We start from the raw sequence: 13716 nt of genomic DNA, 5'->3' as shown, positions 1-13716 counted from the left end.
TCGACGACGTCGTGCGCGGGCTCGCCGTCCACGGGCTCGCCGTCTCGGTGCGCGTCGAGGGCACGCCGCGCGAGCTGCCCGGCACCGTCGACGCGACAGCGCTGCGCGTCATCCAGGAGGCGCTGACCAACGCGCACAAGCACGGCGCCGGCACGAGCGCGCACCTGCTGGTCGAGCACCTGCCCGGCCACCTGCGGCTGACCGTCACGAACCGTGTCGCCGACCGGCCGCAGGCACCCGAGGCGGTCGGCACCGGGCACGGGATCGTCGGCATGGCCGAGCGCGTCGAGGCGGTGCGCGGCACTCTGACCTACGGGGACGACGGCACCGGCACGTGGGCGCTGACCGCCGACCTGCCCGTCGAGCTCGGCCCCGGGAGGCAGGATGATCAGCGTCCTGATCGTGGACGACCAGACCCTCATCAGGTCGGCCGTCGCCGACCTCGTCACGCACGCCGACGGGCTCCACGTCGTCGGGGAGGCCGGCGACGGGCGGCGAGCCGTCGAGCTCGCGCGACGGCTGCGCCCCGACGTCGTGCTCATGGACATCCGCATGCCCGGCATGGACGGCATCGACGCGACGCGAGCCATCTGCGACGACCCGGCGCTCGCCGACGTGCACGTCCTCGTGCTGACCACCTTCGAGGAGGACGCCGTCATCGTCGGCGCGCTGCGCGCCGGAGCCAGCGGGTTCCTCGGCAAGGGCTCCGAGCCCGACGCGATCATCGCGGCGGTCCGGGCCGTACACGGGGGCGAGGCCCTGCTCTCGCCGGCCGCGACGCGCGCCCTCATCGACCGCTACGTGCGACCCACCGCCGCGGGCACCGTGCCGCGGGCGCTCGAACACCTCACCGAGCGCGAGGTCGAGATTCTCACGCTCGTCGGATCCGGGCTGTCCAACGCCGAGATCGCCGAGCGCCTCGTCATCTCGCCGCACACCGCCAAGACCCACGTCAACCGGATCATGACCAAGCTGCACGCCCACGACCGCGCCCAGCTCGTCATCGCGGCATACGAGAACGGGCTGGTGCGGCCGCAGGGGGCGTGACTGTGGCGTGGTGGCGTGGTGGCGTGTTGGCGTGGCGGCGTGGAGGCGCCGGCGGCTCGGCCGCTCGTGCGGCGGACCGCCTTCTGGACCGGACCCTTGGTCTCCGAGCCGTGCACGGAGCCCGTGCTCCGGCCGCCGTCGGCGCTCGGGCCGTGCGCCGCGTCCTTCGGGTCGAGCGCCTCCGTGGTGCGCGCGAGCCGGTCAGGCGGGCTTGGCGGCGCGGTGCAGCGCGACGATCCCGCCCGTGAGGTTGCGGTAGGCGACACGCTCCCAGCCGGCGTCGAGCATCAGGTGCGCGAGCCCGGTCTGGTCGGGCCACGAGCGGATCGACTCGGCGAGGTAGTCGTACGAGCCCTTGTCGCGCGTCACGGCGCCCGCCACCACGGGCAGCGCCCGCATCAGGTACTCCATGTAGACGGTGCGGAACGGGGCCCAGGTCGGCGTCGAGAACTCGCACACCACCAGCCGCCCGCCGGGCCGCACGACGCGCAGCATCTCGCGCAGCGCACCCGCGGTGTCGACGACGTTGCGCAGCCCGAAGCTGATCGTCACCGCGTCGAACGCACCGTCGGCGAACGGCAGCGCCGTCGCGTCGCCCGCGACGAACGGCAGGTCGGGGCGGCGGCGCTTGCCCACCGTCAGCATGCCGAGCGAGATGTCCGAGGGGACCACGTGGGCGCCGTCGAGCTCGAACGGCTCGCTCGAGGTCCCCGTCCCGGCCGCGAGGTCCAGCACCTTCTCGCCCGGTGCCGCCGCGACGGCCTCGCGCACGAGCCGGCGCCAGCGCCTGTCCTGCCCGAGCGAGACAAGGTCGTTGACGAGGTCGTACCGCTCGGCGATCCCGTCGAACATCGACGCGACCTCGCCGGGGTGCTTCTCCAGGGTGGCACGTGGCATGCGCCCCATGCTCCCACGCACCGCACCGACGCCGGACACGACGGTCCCGGGATGAGGGCCCAGGATGAGGGCCCAGGACGAGGGCCCAGGACGGGGGCCCGGGCGCGGCGAGGCCACGGAGGCGCGGGTCACGCGGCCGGGACCTGGAACCGGACGCGTCCGGGTCTACCCTGGGGGGCGATGTCCGCGAGCACCTTTCCTCACCCTGCAGGCCGCCCGGGGCGCCGGTCCGGATCGACAAGCCCGCTCCCCGAGGCGCAGCCGCTGGTCGTGCGAACGGCGGCCCTCGACCTGCCCGACGACGGCCTCACCACGCTCGTCGACCTCCTGCCCGCCTCGGGGCTCCCCCTGCGCGCCGCCGCCGGGGCCGACCGCGCCGGCGGCGCACCCCTCGCCTGGGTGCGGCGCGGCGACGGCATCGTCGGCTGGGGCGAGGCGCTGCGCGTCGACACCCGCGGCGCCGAGCGGTTCGCCGCCGCCGAGGCCGCCTGGCAGGCGGTGCTCGACCGTGCCGTCGTGCGCGACGACGTCCGGCTGCCCGGCACCGGGCCGGTGGCCTTCGGCTCGTTCGCCTTCGACGCGGAGTCCGCCGAGGGGGGCGTGCTCGTGGTGCCCCGGGTCGTCGTCGGGCGCCGCGGCGGCCAGGCCTGGATCACGACCATCTCCGCCACGCTCGACGCCGCCCCGACGGCGGCGCTGCTCGACCCCGCACGGCGCGAGCCGGTCGCCTCGCCCGGCACCGTCACCGAGTCGGACGGCGCCGTCGACGCGACGGGATGGCCCGGCATCGTGGCCGACGCGGTCGCCCGCATCCAGGCGGGGCGGCTGGAGAAGGTCGTGCTCGCGCGGGACGTCGTCGCCACGGCTGAGCACCCGCTCGACCCGCGCTGGATGCTGCGCCGGCTCGCGCGCGCCTACGAGGCGACCTGGGCGTTCTCCGTGGCAGGGATGGTGGGGGCGACCCCCGAGCTGCTGGTGCGCTCCGAGAAGGGGCTGGTCGCCTCGCGCGTGCTCGCCGGCACGATCCGCCGCGAGCCGGGCATGACCGACGACGACGCGCTGCTGCGCGCCGCGCACCTGGCCCGCTCGTCGAAGGACCTGGAGGAGCACGAGCACGCCGTCGTCTCCGTGGCCCGCGCGCTGGAGCCGTTCTGCACGTCCATGAACGTGCCCGAGCAGCCGTTCGTGCTGCACCTGCCCAACGTCATGCACCTCGCGAGCGACGTCACCGGTGTGCTGGACCGCGCGGCCGGGACCTCCGGAGGCACGCCCGGCGGGCCGCCGTCGTCGCTGACGCTCGCCGCGGCGCTGCACCCGTCGGCCGCGGTGTGCGGCACCCCGACGGCGCCGGCACGCGAGCTCATCCGCGAGCTCGAAGGCATGGACCGGGGCCGCTACGCCGGGCCGGTCGGCTGGATGGGCGGCGACGGCGACGGCGAGTGGGGCATCGCGCTGCGCTCGGCACGGCTCGACGACGCCGACCCGCACCGGGTGCGTCTCTTCGCCGGGTGCGGCGTCGTGGCGGCGTCGGACCCGGCGGCAGAGCTGGCGGAGTCGGAGGCCAAGCTGGTACCGATGCGGTGGGCGCTGGGTAGCTGAGCTCCCGAGGCGCCGAGCCCGGACCCGCACAGAGCATCACACGGCAAACATTGTCGACAATACCGCCCGGGCGAGAGACGGCGAACAATTGCACTCGACCTCTTCGCGTCATCATTTCCCCACGCCACCGCAGAAAGAAATGACGGTCAAAGAGCGCCGGTCTGCGTTCACGCGATGACACCGGCACAGGACCTTCTTCACGCCGACGCTACTTTCTTCGCGGTATCAATCGCATCGGAGAGATTGGTCAAGGCCGTGCTGGATGCGCAACATCGAAGGGGTCGTCAGGGCACCGCCACGTCTTGGCGTCGCGGCCCTCGCACACGGGTGTGCGAGCGGACGGCCGCAGGGCACGGGGCGGCGAGCGAGACCGCACGTCTCGCCGTGGGGGCGAGGCAGGACGGGGCGCGGGTCGCGCCGGAACCGGGAGGGGTCGCATGAGCGTCGTCCTGGAGGCGCGCGCCCTCCGCTTCATCTACCCGCGCCGGGTGACGCCGGTGTTCACCGGGCTGGACGCGTCGTTCTCCTCGCACCGGGTGACCGCGCTGACCGGGCCGCCCGGGTCCGGCAAGTCGAGCCTCCTGTACCTGCTTGCGGGGCTGCTGAGCCCCACGTCCGGGCATGTGCTGCACTGCGGCACCGCCATCACGGGGTGGCCCGACTGGCGGCGTTCGGTCTGGCGGTCCCAGCAGGTCGGGTTCGCGTTCCAGGACGCGATGCTCGACTCGACGCGCTCCCTGACGGAGAACGTCATCGAGAGCGCCGTCTACGAGGGGCTGAACCCGAGGACCGCCCGGCAACGGGCCCTGGCCATGCTGGACCGGTTCGGTCTGGCCGACCATGCGGATCTGCGCCCCACCGAGATGCCCGGCGGTCAGGCGCAGCGCGTGGCGCTGTGCCGAGCCCTGCTGACGGAGCCCGCGATCCTGCTGGCCGACGAGCCCACGGGCGGCCTCGACGCCGGCACCACCCGCCAGGTGTGGCAGGCGCTGGGCGAGGTCGCGGCGAAGGGCGTGTGCGTCCTGGTCGCGACGCGTGACGTCCGCGCGGCGGCGTTCGCCGACGACGTCGTCGAGCTCGGGCTGGTCCCCGCGGCGGTCTGAGCCGCGGGGGGCGTGGCTCACGCGGCACCTGGCCGTCGCCACGCCCGCCCTCGAGGTCGGGCTCAGCGCTGCGGCATGAACCGCTCGGGCTGCGGGTGCGCGGGCCGCGTGGCCAGGTGCCGGTCGGCCAGCACGTTGGCGATCAGCCCGGCGGCGGCCCACGCCGTGAGGGTGAGCAGCCCGCTCCCGACGCCGGTGCCCCCGAAGTAGCTGAGCGACCGCACGACGTCGACGGCGGCCGGCAGCGGCAGCACGTGGTGCAGGCTCTGGAACACGCCGGGAACCATGTAGAGCGAGAGGCCCCCACCGGACGCGGGCACGCCCACGAGCATCATCACGACGACGACGAGGGGCACGGCGGCCATCCCGACGGTGCGGGTGAGCACCGAGGTCGCCAGCGACACCGCGAGGATGGCCAGCGCGCCGCACCCGATCAGCCCGGCGGCGTTGGCGTCCACGGCGCCGATGACGACGGAGAACAGGAACCACAGGGCCACCGACATCCCGACGGCCCAGCCGGCGAGGAGCGGGAGCTGGTGGGTGATCGTGCGGAGCTGGGGCGCACCGCCGCGCAGCACCGTGCAGATGAGGAACCCGGCCATGACCCAGGACATCGCGATGTACATGGTGTTGGTGCCCTGCACGTCGTGCGTGGTGAGCGGTGCGACGTCGACCTGGGTGAGCGTGAGGCCCTGCGCTGCGGCGATCTGGCCGAAGATGGTGGCCGACGCCTTCTGCTGGGCCGCCCCGGCCCCGGAGGCGGTGCGCAGGGTGGCCGGCTCGCCCTCGGCGCCCGGCAGGACGAACGCGGCCACGATCTCCTGGTCCTCGATGGCCGTGTCGGCGAGCTCGACGGAGTCGATGACGCGCGGGTCGACGACGTCGCCGAGCGAGCCCTGCAGGCCTTCTGCCGTCTGCGCGGCGATCTCGGCCGTCGGGCCGACGACGGCGACCGGCATGTCGTGCAGCGTCGGCGCGTGCATGGAGAAGCCCATGAGCCCGACCATCAGCACGAGCGTCGCGCCGGGGAAGGCGGCCGCGGCGATGTAGCGCGTGCGCTTCGAGCGGACGGGCCCGCCGGGCAGTGCGGGCAGCGGGGTGTCGGCGTCCTCGAACTTCGACGCCATGGGGATGACGTCGCCGTTCTTGCGGTCCACCACGGACGCGGCCGCGAGGCCGACGACGAGCCCGACGGCGAGGACGACCAGGTGGGGGGCGAGCCCGACGCCGTCGAAGTAGAGGATCGAGCGCAGCGCCTCGCCCGCGGCGGGCAGGGGCAGGACGTGGTGGAGCGCCTGGAAGAAGCCCGGCATCGACTCGATGGGCAGGGCGAGGTTCGACGACGGCATGCCGAACACGACGAGGAGCAGCATGCCGAACAGCACGGCGAGCGGCCCGACCACCTTGGTGACGGCGAGCTGGACGAGCCCCACGGCCGAGATCGTGAGCGCGCCGATCCCGAGGAACGTCAGGTAGTGGCCCTCGACGCCGCCGACGAGCGGGCCGAGCAGCAGCCAGATCACGGTGGGGACGGCCACGGCCCAGCCGGCCAGCACGGGCAGGAACCGCCGCAGCCGCAGCAGGTGCGGGGTGCCCATCATCATGATGCTCAGCGGGACGTACCCGGCCAGCATCATGCCCATGGCGGCGAACATGACGACGGTGCCGGAGGAGTCGCCGCTGGGCAGCGGGGCGACGTCCTCCACCTGGGTGCTCCAGCCGAGCCCGGCGGCTGCCGGGAGCACCAGCGTCTGCGCCGTCTGCGTCTTGGCGGCGCCCGAGGCTCCGGCGACCAGCATGGTCGCGGTGGTGCCGGTGCCCGACGGCGGCACGACGGCGGCGGCGATCTCCTGGCGGCCGAGCAGCGCGCGCGCCTCGTCCTGCGTGGCCACGAGCCGCGGCGCCACCTGGTGGTCGGGCAGCGCGTCCAGGGCGTCGAAGACGTCGAGGACGGCGCCCGGCTGACCGGCCGCGCCGACGACGGCCACGGGCAGGTCGACCACCTGTGCGGTGTGCATCGTGCCGACGTAGGTCGAGAACATCATCATGACCATCACGAACGGGAAGGCGAGCATCCCGGCGTAGGCGACGACCTTTCCCTTGAGGCCGCCGCGACCGCCACGGTGGGCGGCGGCGCGGGCCGGGTGCTCGGGCGCCGGCTGCGGGTGAGCGCCGGTGCCCTGGAGCGGGGTCTGCGCCGAGGTCTCGGGCGCAGGTTCGGCGAGCGTCAGGCTGGGCGATTCCATGGGGGTGGGCTCCGGTTCTCAAGAAGGCTGCGGCCACATTACGCCACGTGACTTAGATGTCAACAGCGTCGGTATCCTTCGAGGAGCCGCGCCCTCGCCCCCGCCCCGACCGGAGGAGCAGAACCCCATGACAAGGCCCGCCCCGGCACGTGAGGTGCTGCTCGACGCCGCCGAGCGCCTCTTCGCCGAGCACGGCATCGCGGACGTGTCCGACCGCCGCGTCGCCGAGGCCGCCGGGCAGAAGAACCACTCCGCCGTGCGCTACCACTTCGGGGACCGCGAGGGGCTCCTGCGCGCCTTGATCGAACGGCACCTGGCCTCGCTGCGCGACGAGCGCGTCAGGCTGCTGGAAGCGTCCGAGTCGCTGCTCGGCGACGTGCGCAGCCTCGTCCTGCCGGTGACCTCGGCGCTGGCGGCGCTGCCCGCGCCGTCCTGGCGGGCCCGCTTCATGGCCCGCGCGCACTACCAGGCGGGGATCGCCGAGCTCACCCAGATCGGCCTCGGCCTGGGTCGGCTCGAGCGGGAGGCCGGCCGGTCCATCCTCGCCCGCCTCCACCACCTCACGCCGGCCATCGCGCACGGCCGTCTGACCATCATGACCGGCATGGTGATCATGACCTGCGCCGACGTCGAACGGGCCACCGCCTGCGACGGCACGGACCCGCACTGGGCGGGCGTCGGGATGTTCCTGGCCGACGCCATCACCGGCATGCTTCAAGCGCCGTCGAGCCTTGCCAGCGACTACCCCGAGACGGCACCCGAGACCGCGCCCGGCCCGGCGACGCGAGGAGTCGTGCCGGCGCCGGGCTGAGCCGCGGCGCCCGCCCTGTGGATACGCTCTGGCTCGTGCCATCAGATCCGCCGAGCCCCACGCAGGGGACGGCCTCGGCGACGGCCCGGGCTCGCGCGGCGCGCACGCTCACCGACCGCCACACGCGCCTCGTCGCCGCCGCGCGCGAGGTGCTCGACCACCTCGACGCGACCGTCGTCGCGGTGAGCGCGTGGGTCCACGACGACGAACGCCGCAGGGTGCGCGCCGAGCTCGCGCAGGTCGACGCGACGCGCCTGGGCGAGATGACCGACCGCAACCTGCGCCTGTCGGCCGTGCAGGCAGCCGGGTACCTCACCGCCGCCGACCTGCTCGACGTCGGCCCGCGCGAGCTCGCCGCCCTGCCGGGAGTCGGCGAGACGACGGCGCGCGGCGTGGTGGCCGCCGTCGGGCAGCTCGCCGAGGCGGCCGCGGCCCTGCACCCGCTGCGGGTCGGCGTCGACCGGGCCGGGCTGCCGACGCCCGCCGGAGCGGACCGGCTCCTCGCGCTGCTGCACCGTGTGATGCGGTTGCGTCCGCTCGTCGAGCCCCACCGCACCACGCTCGACGACTACGTCACCGCCACCACCGCGGCTCTCGCCACGGCGCGTCCGGCCCGCCACACGGCACGGCTGTGGGTCGCGCGGCCCTCGACCCGCCGCGCCGCGCACGCGGGGCTCACCGCGCTGGCGTCGTGGGACTCGTCGCCCGCCGGCGCGGGCCTGCCCGAGCTGCTCGCCCGGCTGGGCGCCGCCGTCGCGGAGCCCGATCCGGGGCCGTTCGACCTCGCGGCCGACTTCGAGCGACGGTCGGCCGAGTACTACACCGCCCTCGTGGGCATCGCCCCGCAGGCGCAGGCGGTGCTGTCGGCGCGCGGCCTGCTGCCGCAGGGTCTCGTCGACCGCGTCAACGCCCAACCCCTCGACCTGGCGGCGATGCGGGTGTCGCTGCGCGGGTACCAGGAGTTCGGCGCGCGGTTCGCGCTCCACCAGGGCAGGGCGCTGATCGGTGACGAGATGGGCCTGGGCAAGACCGTCCAGGCGCTGGCCGTCATGTCGCACCTGCGCGCGACCGGCCACCGCCGGTTCCTCGTGGTCTGCCCGGCGAGCCTGCTCGCCAACTGGGCGCGCGAGGTCGAGCAGCGCACGACGATGCCCGCCCACCGCATGCACGGCGAGCGCCGCGCCGAGGCCATCGCCGCCTGGGCGGACGGCGGCGGCGTCGGGCTGACGACGTTCGAGGGCCTCGCGCACGTGCCCGCGGACGTCGGCGACGTCGGGCTCCTGGTCGTGGACGAGGCGCACTACGTCAAGAACCCGCGGACGGGCCGCGCGCGGTCCGTCGGCGCGTGGGCGCAGCGCGTGTGGCGGGTCGTCTTCCTGACCGGGACGCCGATGGACAACCGGCTCGAGGACTTCCTCGAGCTCGTGCGCGTGCTCCAGCCCGACCTGGCCGCCACGTTCCCCGGGCATCTGGGCCTGCTCGGGCCCGACGCGTTCCGGCAGGTGGTGGCGCCGGTCTACCTGCGCCGCAACCAGGCCGACGTGCTCGTCGAGCTGCCCGGGGTCATCGCCCGCGACCAGTGGGTCGACCTCACCGAGGCCGACGACCGCGCCTACCGGGAGGCCGTCGCGGCGGGCAACCTCATGGCGATGCGGCGCGCCGCCTGGGCCGCGGGGCCCGGGCCGCAGGCCTGCGCCAAGCTGTCGCGGCTGGTCGAGATCGTCGACGAGGCGCGCGACGAGGGCCGCCGCACCGTCGTGTTCTCCTACTTCCGTGACGTGCTCGACACCGTCGCCGCCACGCTGCGTGCGCGCGGCGTGACGGTCCACGGCCCGCTGAGCGGCGACGTGCCCGTCGCCGAGCGCCTGGGCCTGGTGGACGCGTTCGCCGACGACGTCGGTGCCGTCCTCGTCGCGCAGATCACCGTGGGCGGGACGGGGCTCAACCTCCACGCGGCGAGCGTCGTCGTGCTGTGCGAGCCGCAGCTCACCCCGTCCGCCGAGGAGCAGGCCGTCGCCCGGCTGCACCGGATGGGGCAGGTGCGGACGGTCCACGCCCACCGGCTGCTCGCCGAGGACGGCGTCGACGAGCGGATCGTGGAGCTGCTGGCCGGCAAGCAGCGGGTGTTCGACGAGTACGTGCGCACGTCGAGCGTGGCGGCCGCGGCCGTCGCAGCGGTCGACGTCACCGAGGGCACGCTCGCACGCGAGGTGGTCGCCTGGGAGCAGGCCCGGCTCGGTTACGGCCCGTGGTGGGACGGCCTGGACGCGTCGTAGCGGCGCGGCGGCGTCACGCCCCGGACGCGGTCAGCGGCTCGTGGGAGTGGGCCGGTTCGGGGTGCGCGTCCTCCCGCTCCCGGTCGGCCAGGAGCCGCCGCTGCCGGGCCCACGCGAAGGCGACAGGCACGAGCGCGCCGATCCAGGCGAGCGGTGCGGCCCACGCGACGCCCACGAACCCGAAGTGCCGCACGAGGACGAGCGCCGCCGTCGAGCGCATGACCAGCTCGACGGCACCCGCGATGGTCGGGACGCTCGACAGCCCCAGGCCCTGGACCACGTTGCGCAGCACGAACAGCAGGCTCAGCACCGCGTACAGGCCGCCGTTGATCGTGAAGTAGGTGCGGGCCATGCCCAGCACCTCGGGCTGGTCGGGGCCGACGAAGAGCCCCACCACCGGCTCGGCGAACACGATCAGCAGCACGCCGAGCGCGACGGCGGTCCCGGCCGCGACGAGGCTGGTCCGCAGCGCTCCCGCCCGGATGCGGTGCCACTGCCGCGCACCCCGGTTCTGCGCGGTGTAGGTGACCATCGCGACGCCGAACGAGTTGAGGGGCGCGACGGCGAGCTGGTCGACGCGCATGGCCGCGGTGAACGCGGCGACGGAGACGGCGCCCAGGCCGTTGACGGCAAGCTGGAGCACGAGAGCGCCGATCGCGATGACGGACATCTGGAAGCCCATGGGCAGCCCGGTCCGCAGCGGCTCGCGCAGGCTGCCGCGCGCGGCGGCCCAGTCCGCGCGGCGCAGGTGCAGCACGGGCATGCGGCGCACGATGAGCACCACGCACGCGCCCACCGACGCGACCTGCGCCAGCACGGTCGCGGCCGCCGCGCCCGCGACGCCCCAGTGCGCGACGCCGACGAGGAACGCGACGAGGCCCGCGTTGAGCAGCGACGAGGCGATGAGGAAGTACAGCGGCGTGCGGCTGTCGCCGAGCGCCCGGATGGTCGAGGCGAGGAAGTTGAACGCCACCGTCGCCGCGGCTCCCGCGAAGGTCACGGTGAGGAACGTCGTGGCCTGGTCGATGATCTCGGGCGGCGTGTCGAGCAACGCGAGCAGGTCGCGGGCGAAGACCACGCCGACGGCGGTGATCACCGCTGCGATGCCTGCCGACGCGTACGCGCCGGCGGCCGTGTAGCGGCGCACACCGGCCAGGTCGCCGGCGCCGAACGCGCGCGCGACGGGGATCGCGAGTCCGGCGCTGGCGCCCCACGAGAACCCGACGAGCAGGAACACGAGGCTGCCCGACGCCCCGACGGCGGCCAGCGCGTCGAGGCCGAGCAGCCGCCCGACGACGGCGGCGTCGGTGAACGTGTAGACCTGCTGGAAGACGTTGCCGATGAGCAGGGGAAGCGTGAAGCCGAGGATGAGGCGCGTCGGCGGCCCGACGGTGAGGTTCTGCACGGTGGCCTGTCTGGGTCTACGGGCTGCGCGACGCGCCCGTCAAATCGATTCGACAGTCCATATCGTACGCCCGGGGAGAGGGCCTCGCCCCCGTTGCTCTCCGTCGGTCTGCGGCCCTCCCCTGGACCGGGCACGCATGCCTTCTGGCCCGCCCGGCGAGGATCGCCGTCGCACGCCCGAACCACCACGCCGGCCAGGAGCGCGCGAAGTCTCCCCAGGCCACGGCGGCCCTGGGCGCCGACGTGGCCGTCGCGACCACCGGCCGCACGTCGGCGCCCAGACGGCGCGGTCGGGGATCAGACCCTTCGGCGCCTGATGCGCCACACCGCGGTGCTCAGCCCGCCCAGACGGACTCGTGGAACCCCGACCACACCTGCCGGTCCGACCTCGCGCCGAGCAGCCCGATCGTCGGATTGACCGCCGCGAGAACCAGCGCCGTCAGAGTCTGCGGCGCGTCGTCCGCGAGGAACCCGAACGGGGTGCCGCTCGGCCCGTGGGCCGTGAGCGAGGTGATGTACATCGTCGCGCGGCCGTCCATCGTGACCGAGTCCGCGGTCGTCAGCGTCCCGGCGGCGCCGCCGTCCGCGTACGTCGTGAGCCGGAAGCCCGAGACCTTGACGTGGTCGGCGACGACCTTGACCGCGGCGCGCCGCTTGCCCGAGGACCCCTCGACCGGGACGGAGACGAGCGCGACGGCCCGGATGCCGCCGATCTCCAGGTCGGCGGCCTTGAGCTCGGCCGGGATGGCGTAGACGTCGACGTTCTCGTTCCCGCCCAGGACGACGGGCAGGTCCTCGTCGCCCGGGGCGGGCAAGCCCGCGGGCACCTCGACGGTCACCCCCGCATCCGTCGGGGGCTCGCCGTCCGGCCCCTCGCCGCCGGGCCCGGCGGGCGTCTCGCCCGAGGGTTCCGCGGGCTCCGCAGGCCCGGGCGGCTGCGCCGGGCTGCTCGGCACATCGGCCGCGGTCGGACTGGGCGACGGCGCCGGCGCCGGAGGGCGTGACGGCCAGATGTCGCACAGGATGAAACCGAACAGGCACGGACCCCCGGCAGGAACACCACCGGCCGCGTCCGCGGGCGCGACGACGGGTAGGGCCCCCACGGCGAGCACGAGCGACAGCACGCTCGCGGTCGACTGCCGCCCGACCCTGTCGCGGCGTGCCAGGCCCGCGAGAACCGCTCGCAGCCTCTCAACCGCGGCCCGCGAGCGGTGCTCCGGCCGCTCCGCCGGCGGGCGCGGGGCCACGGGAGGCGCCTGCGCAGGCCGCTGGATCCACGACACGACCGTGATCGAGCCGACGACACCCAGGAGCGTCCCCAGCACGATCCCGCCCATGTTGACCGCGACGACCGAGTACACGGACAGGACCAACGCGATGACCCCGTAGAAGACGTGGTGCGCGGGCTGGAGCATCGCCAGCACCCCGGCCAGCACCACGACGACCGGGATGATCGTCGTCTGCGCCCCGGCGAAGCCGAGCTGGAGCACGACGCCACCCACGGCGAGGTCGAACCGGCCCGAGAGGAACAGCTCGACCCCGGCGAGGACCGTCAGGAGCGCACCCCAGAAGGGGCGCGCCCTGCGCCACTGTCGGAACCGCGGCCTCAGAAGCACTCGTCCCCCGCCATGTTGACTGCGAGGCTGAGATCGGTCAGGCGGAAGACGGCGGCCTGGGTGCTCCACGAGACCTGCTTGAGGTTGTCGATGACGACGCCGTCGGCGTCCATCGCGAAGTCGTTCTGGTCCCCCTTGGCCTGCGTGCCCACGGTCGAAGCGTCGACGCCGATGCGGATCGCGCTGAACGTCGCGTCACCCGCGAGGTTGTCCATCCCGATCTGGAGGTTGCTGGCCGTCACCGGCTTCTCGGGATCGGTGCCCGCGTGGATCACGAGGCTGACCCCGACGGGCGTCTTGATCGACTGGCACAGGTTGACGAGCGTGGCGTCGGTGATGTTCGCGATGGCGGCCGGGTGCTGCGTGGTCTCGTCGGCCTCGACGGCGACGCCGGCGTACTGCGAGAACCCCGTGCCCTCCAGCCTGTCGGCGGAGATCTTGAACTGCTGGCCCGACACGGCCATGGAGACGGGGACGACGCCTTGCGCGACCCCGCCCCCGATGAAGGCGAGCGCCGCGACGGTCGGCACCGCCGCGAGTGCGACGCGCCCCGCGCGCGTCTGGGTGAGCGAGCTGAACCTCATGTGTTCCCCCACTTCTGCGGGCGGCCCCGATGCCGCCGGACCCGGCCGAAACTAACCTCGTACTGAGGCTGCGTCAATAGGCGGTCGACGCGCACTCCGTCGCCGCAGCACGCGTGCCCCCTATGCTCGACCC

The 13716-nt window shown here is 74.4% G+C and carries 10 protein-coding genes; 5 read left to right on the top strand and 5 right to left on the bottom strand.

The annotated features are described in order from the left end of the window. The first annotated feature begins 384 nt into the window (after nucleotides 1-384). The gene (locus ET495_RS15285) at nucleotides 385-1047 is read left to right on the top strand and encodes a response regulator (RefSeq protein WP_129205496.1); all 663 of its coding nucleotides are present in this window, start codon (nucleotides 385-387) and stop codon (nucleotides 1045-1047) included. Nucleotides 1048-1248: 201 nt separating this feature from the next. Here the strand turns inward: ET495_RS15285 and ET495_RS15275 are convergent, their stop codons facing one another. After that, entirely contained in the window at nucleotides 1249-1944 is a 696-nt protein-coding gene (locus tag ET495_RS15275) for a demethylmenaquinone methyltransferase (protein WP_129205495.1), read from the bottom strand. Between the two features lie 180 nt (nucleotides 1945-2124). On the opposite strand from ET495_RS15275, the gene ET495_RS15270 reads away from it, so the two are divergent. Beyond that, entirely contained in the window at nucleotides 2125-3543 is a 1419-nt protein-coding gene (locus tag ET495_RS15270; RefSeq protein ID WP_129205494.1) for an isochorismate synthase, read from the top strand. 437 nt (nucleotides 3544-3980) lie between these two features. Continuing rightward, entirely contained in the window at nucleotides 3981-4646 is a 666-nt protein-coding gene (locus tag ET495_RS15265; RefSeq protein ID WP_129205493.1) for an ABC transporter ATP-binding protein, read from the top strand. Nucleotides 4647-4708: 62 nt separating this feature from the next. Here ET495_RS15265 and ET495_RS15260 read toward each other — a convergent pair whose 3' ends face one another. After that, complete coding sequence (locus ET495_RS15260; RefSeq protein WP_129205492.1) at nucleotides 4709-6892, bottom strand: DUF3533 domain-containing protein; 2184 nt, start codon at nucleotides 6890-6892, stop codon at nucleotides 4709-4711. A 127-nt stretch (nucleotides 6893-7019) separates the two neighbouring features. Between ET495_RS15260 and ET495_RS15255 the strand changes: the two genes are divergently transcribed. Both ET495_RS15255 and ET495_RS15250 read left to right on the top strand, forming a co-directional pair. Further along, nucleotides 7020-7703: a TetR/AcrR family transcriptional regulator gene (locus ET495_RS15255; protein WP_129205491.1), complete on the top strand. Its 684-nt coding sequence runs from the start codon at nucleotides 7020-7022 to the stop codon at nucleotides 7701-7703. A 35-nt stretch (nucleotides 7704-7738) separates the two neighbouring features. Beyond that, complete coding sequence (locus ET495_RS15250) at nucleotides 7739-9979, top strand: DEAD/DEAH box helicase (RefSeq protein ID WP_129205490.1); 2241 nt, start codon at nucleotides 7739-7741, stop codon at nucleotides 9977-9979. A 13-nt stretch (nucleotides 9980-9992) separates the two neighbouring features. Here ET495_RS15250 and ET495_RS15245 read toward each other — a convergent pair whose 3' ends face one another. From ET495_RS15245 to ET495_RS15235, 3 genes are all read right to left on the bottom strand, one after another. Next, complete coding sequence (locus ET495_RS15245) at nucleotides 9993-11384, bottom strand: MATE family efflux transporter (protein WP_129205489.1); 1392 nt, start codon at nucleotides 11382-11384, stop codon at nucleotides 9993-9995. Nucleotides 11385-11718: 334 nt separating this feature from the next. Continuing rightward, on the bottom strand, nucleotides 11719-12999 hold the full coding sequence (locus tag ET495_RS15240; protein ID WP_129205488.1) for a DUF6114 domain-containing protein: 1281 nt from the start codon (nucleotides 12997-12999) through the stop codon (nucleotides 11719-11721). Next, the gene (locus ET495_RS15235; RefSeq protein WP_129205487.1) at nucleotides 12990-13583 is read right to left on the bottom strand and encodes a DUF6230 family protein; all 594 of its coding nucleotides are present in this window, start codon (nucleotides 13581-13583) and stop codon (nucleotides 12990-12992) included. The genes ET495_RS15240 and ET495_RS15235 overlap by 10 nt, the downstream gene beginning before the upstream one ends. Between the last annotated feature and the right edge of the window lie 133 nt (nucleotides 13584-13716).

This window comes from Xylanimonas allomyrinae, from assembly GCF_004135345.1.
Lineage (GTDB): Bacteria > Actinomycetota > Actinomycetes > Actinomycetales > Cellulomonadaceae > Xylanimonas > Xylanimonas allomyrinae.
This window is presented reverse-complemented; position numbering and strand designations above follow the sequence as displayed.

Excerpts from the sequence above, each read along its gene's own strand:
- ET495_RS15285 (WP_129205496.1), top strand. The coding sequence starts at position 385 with ATGATCAGCGTCCTGATCGTGGACGACCAGACCCTCATCAGGTCGGCC.
- ET495_RS15275 (WP_129205495.1), bottom strand. The coding sequence starts at position 1,944 with ATGCCACGTGCCACCCTGGAGAAGCACCCCGGCGAGGTCGCGTCGATG.
- ET495_RS15270 (WP_129205494.1), top strand. The coding sequence starts at position 2,125 with ATGTCCGCGAGCACCTTTCCTCACCCTGCAGGCCGCCCGGGGCGCCGG.
- ET495_RS15265 (WP_129205493.1), top strand. The coding sequence starts at position 3,981 with ATGAGCGTCGTCCTGGAGGCGCGCGCCCTCCGCTTCATCTACCCGCGC.
- ET495_RS15260 (WP_129205492.1), bottom strand. The coding sequence starts at position 6,892 with ATGGAATCGCCCAGCCTGACGCTCGCCGAACCTGCGCCCGAGACCTCG.
- ET495_RS15255 (WP_129205491.1), top strand. The coding sequence starts at position 7,020 with ATGACAAGGCCCGCCCCGGCACGTGAGGTGCTGCTCGACGCCGCCGAG.
- ET495_RS15235 (WP_129205487.1), bottom strand. The coding sequence starts at position 13,583 with ATGAGGTTCAGCTCGCTCACCCAGACGCGCGCGGGGCGCGTCGCACTC.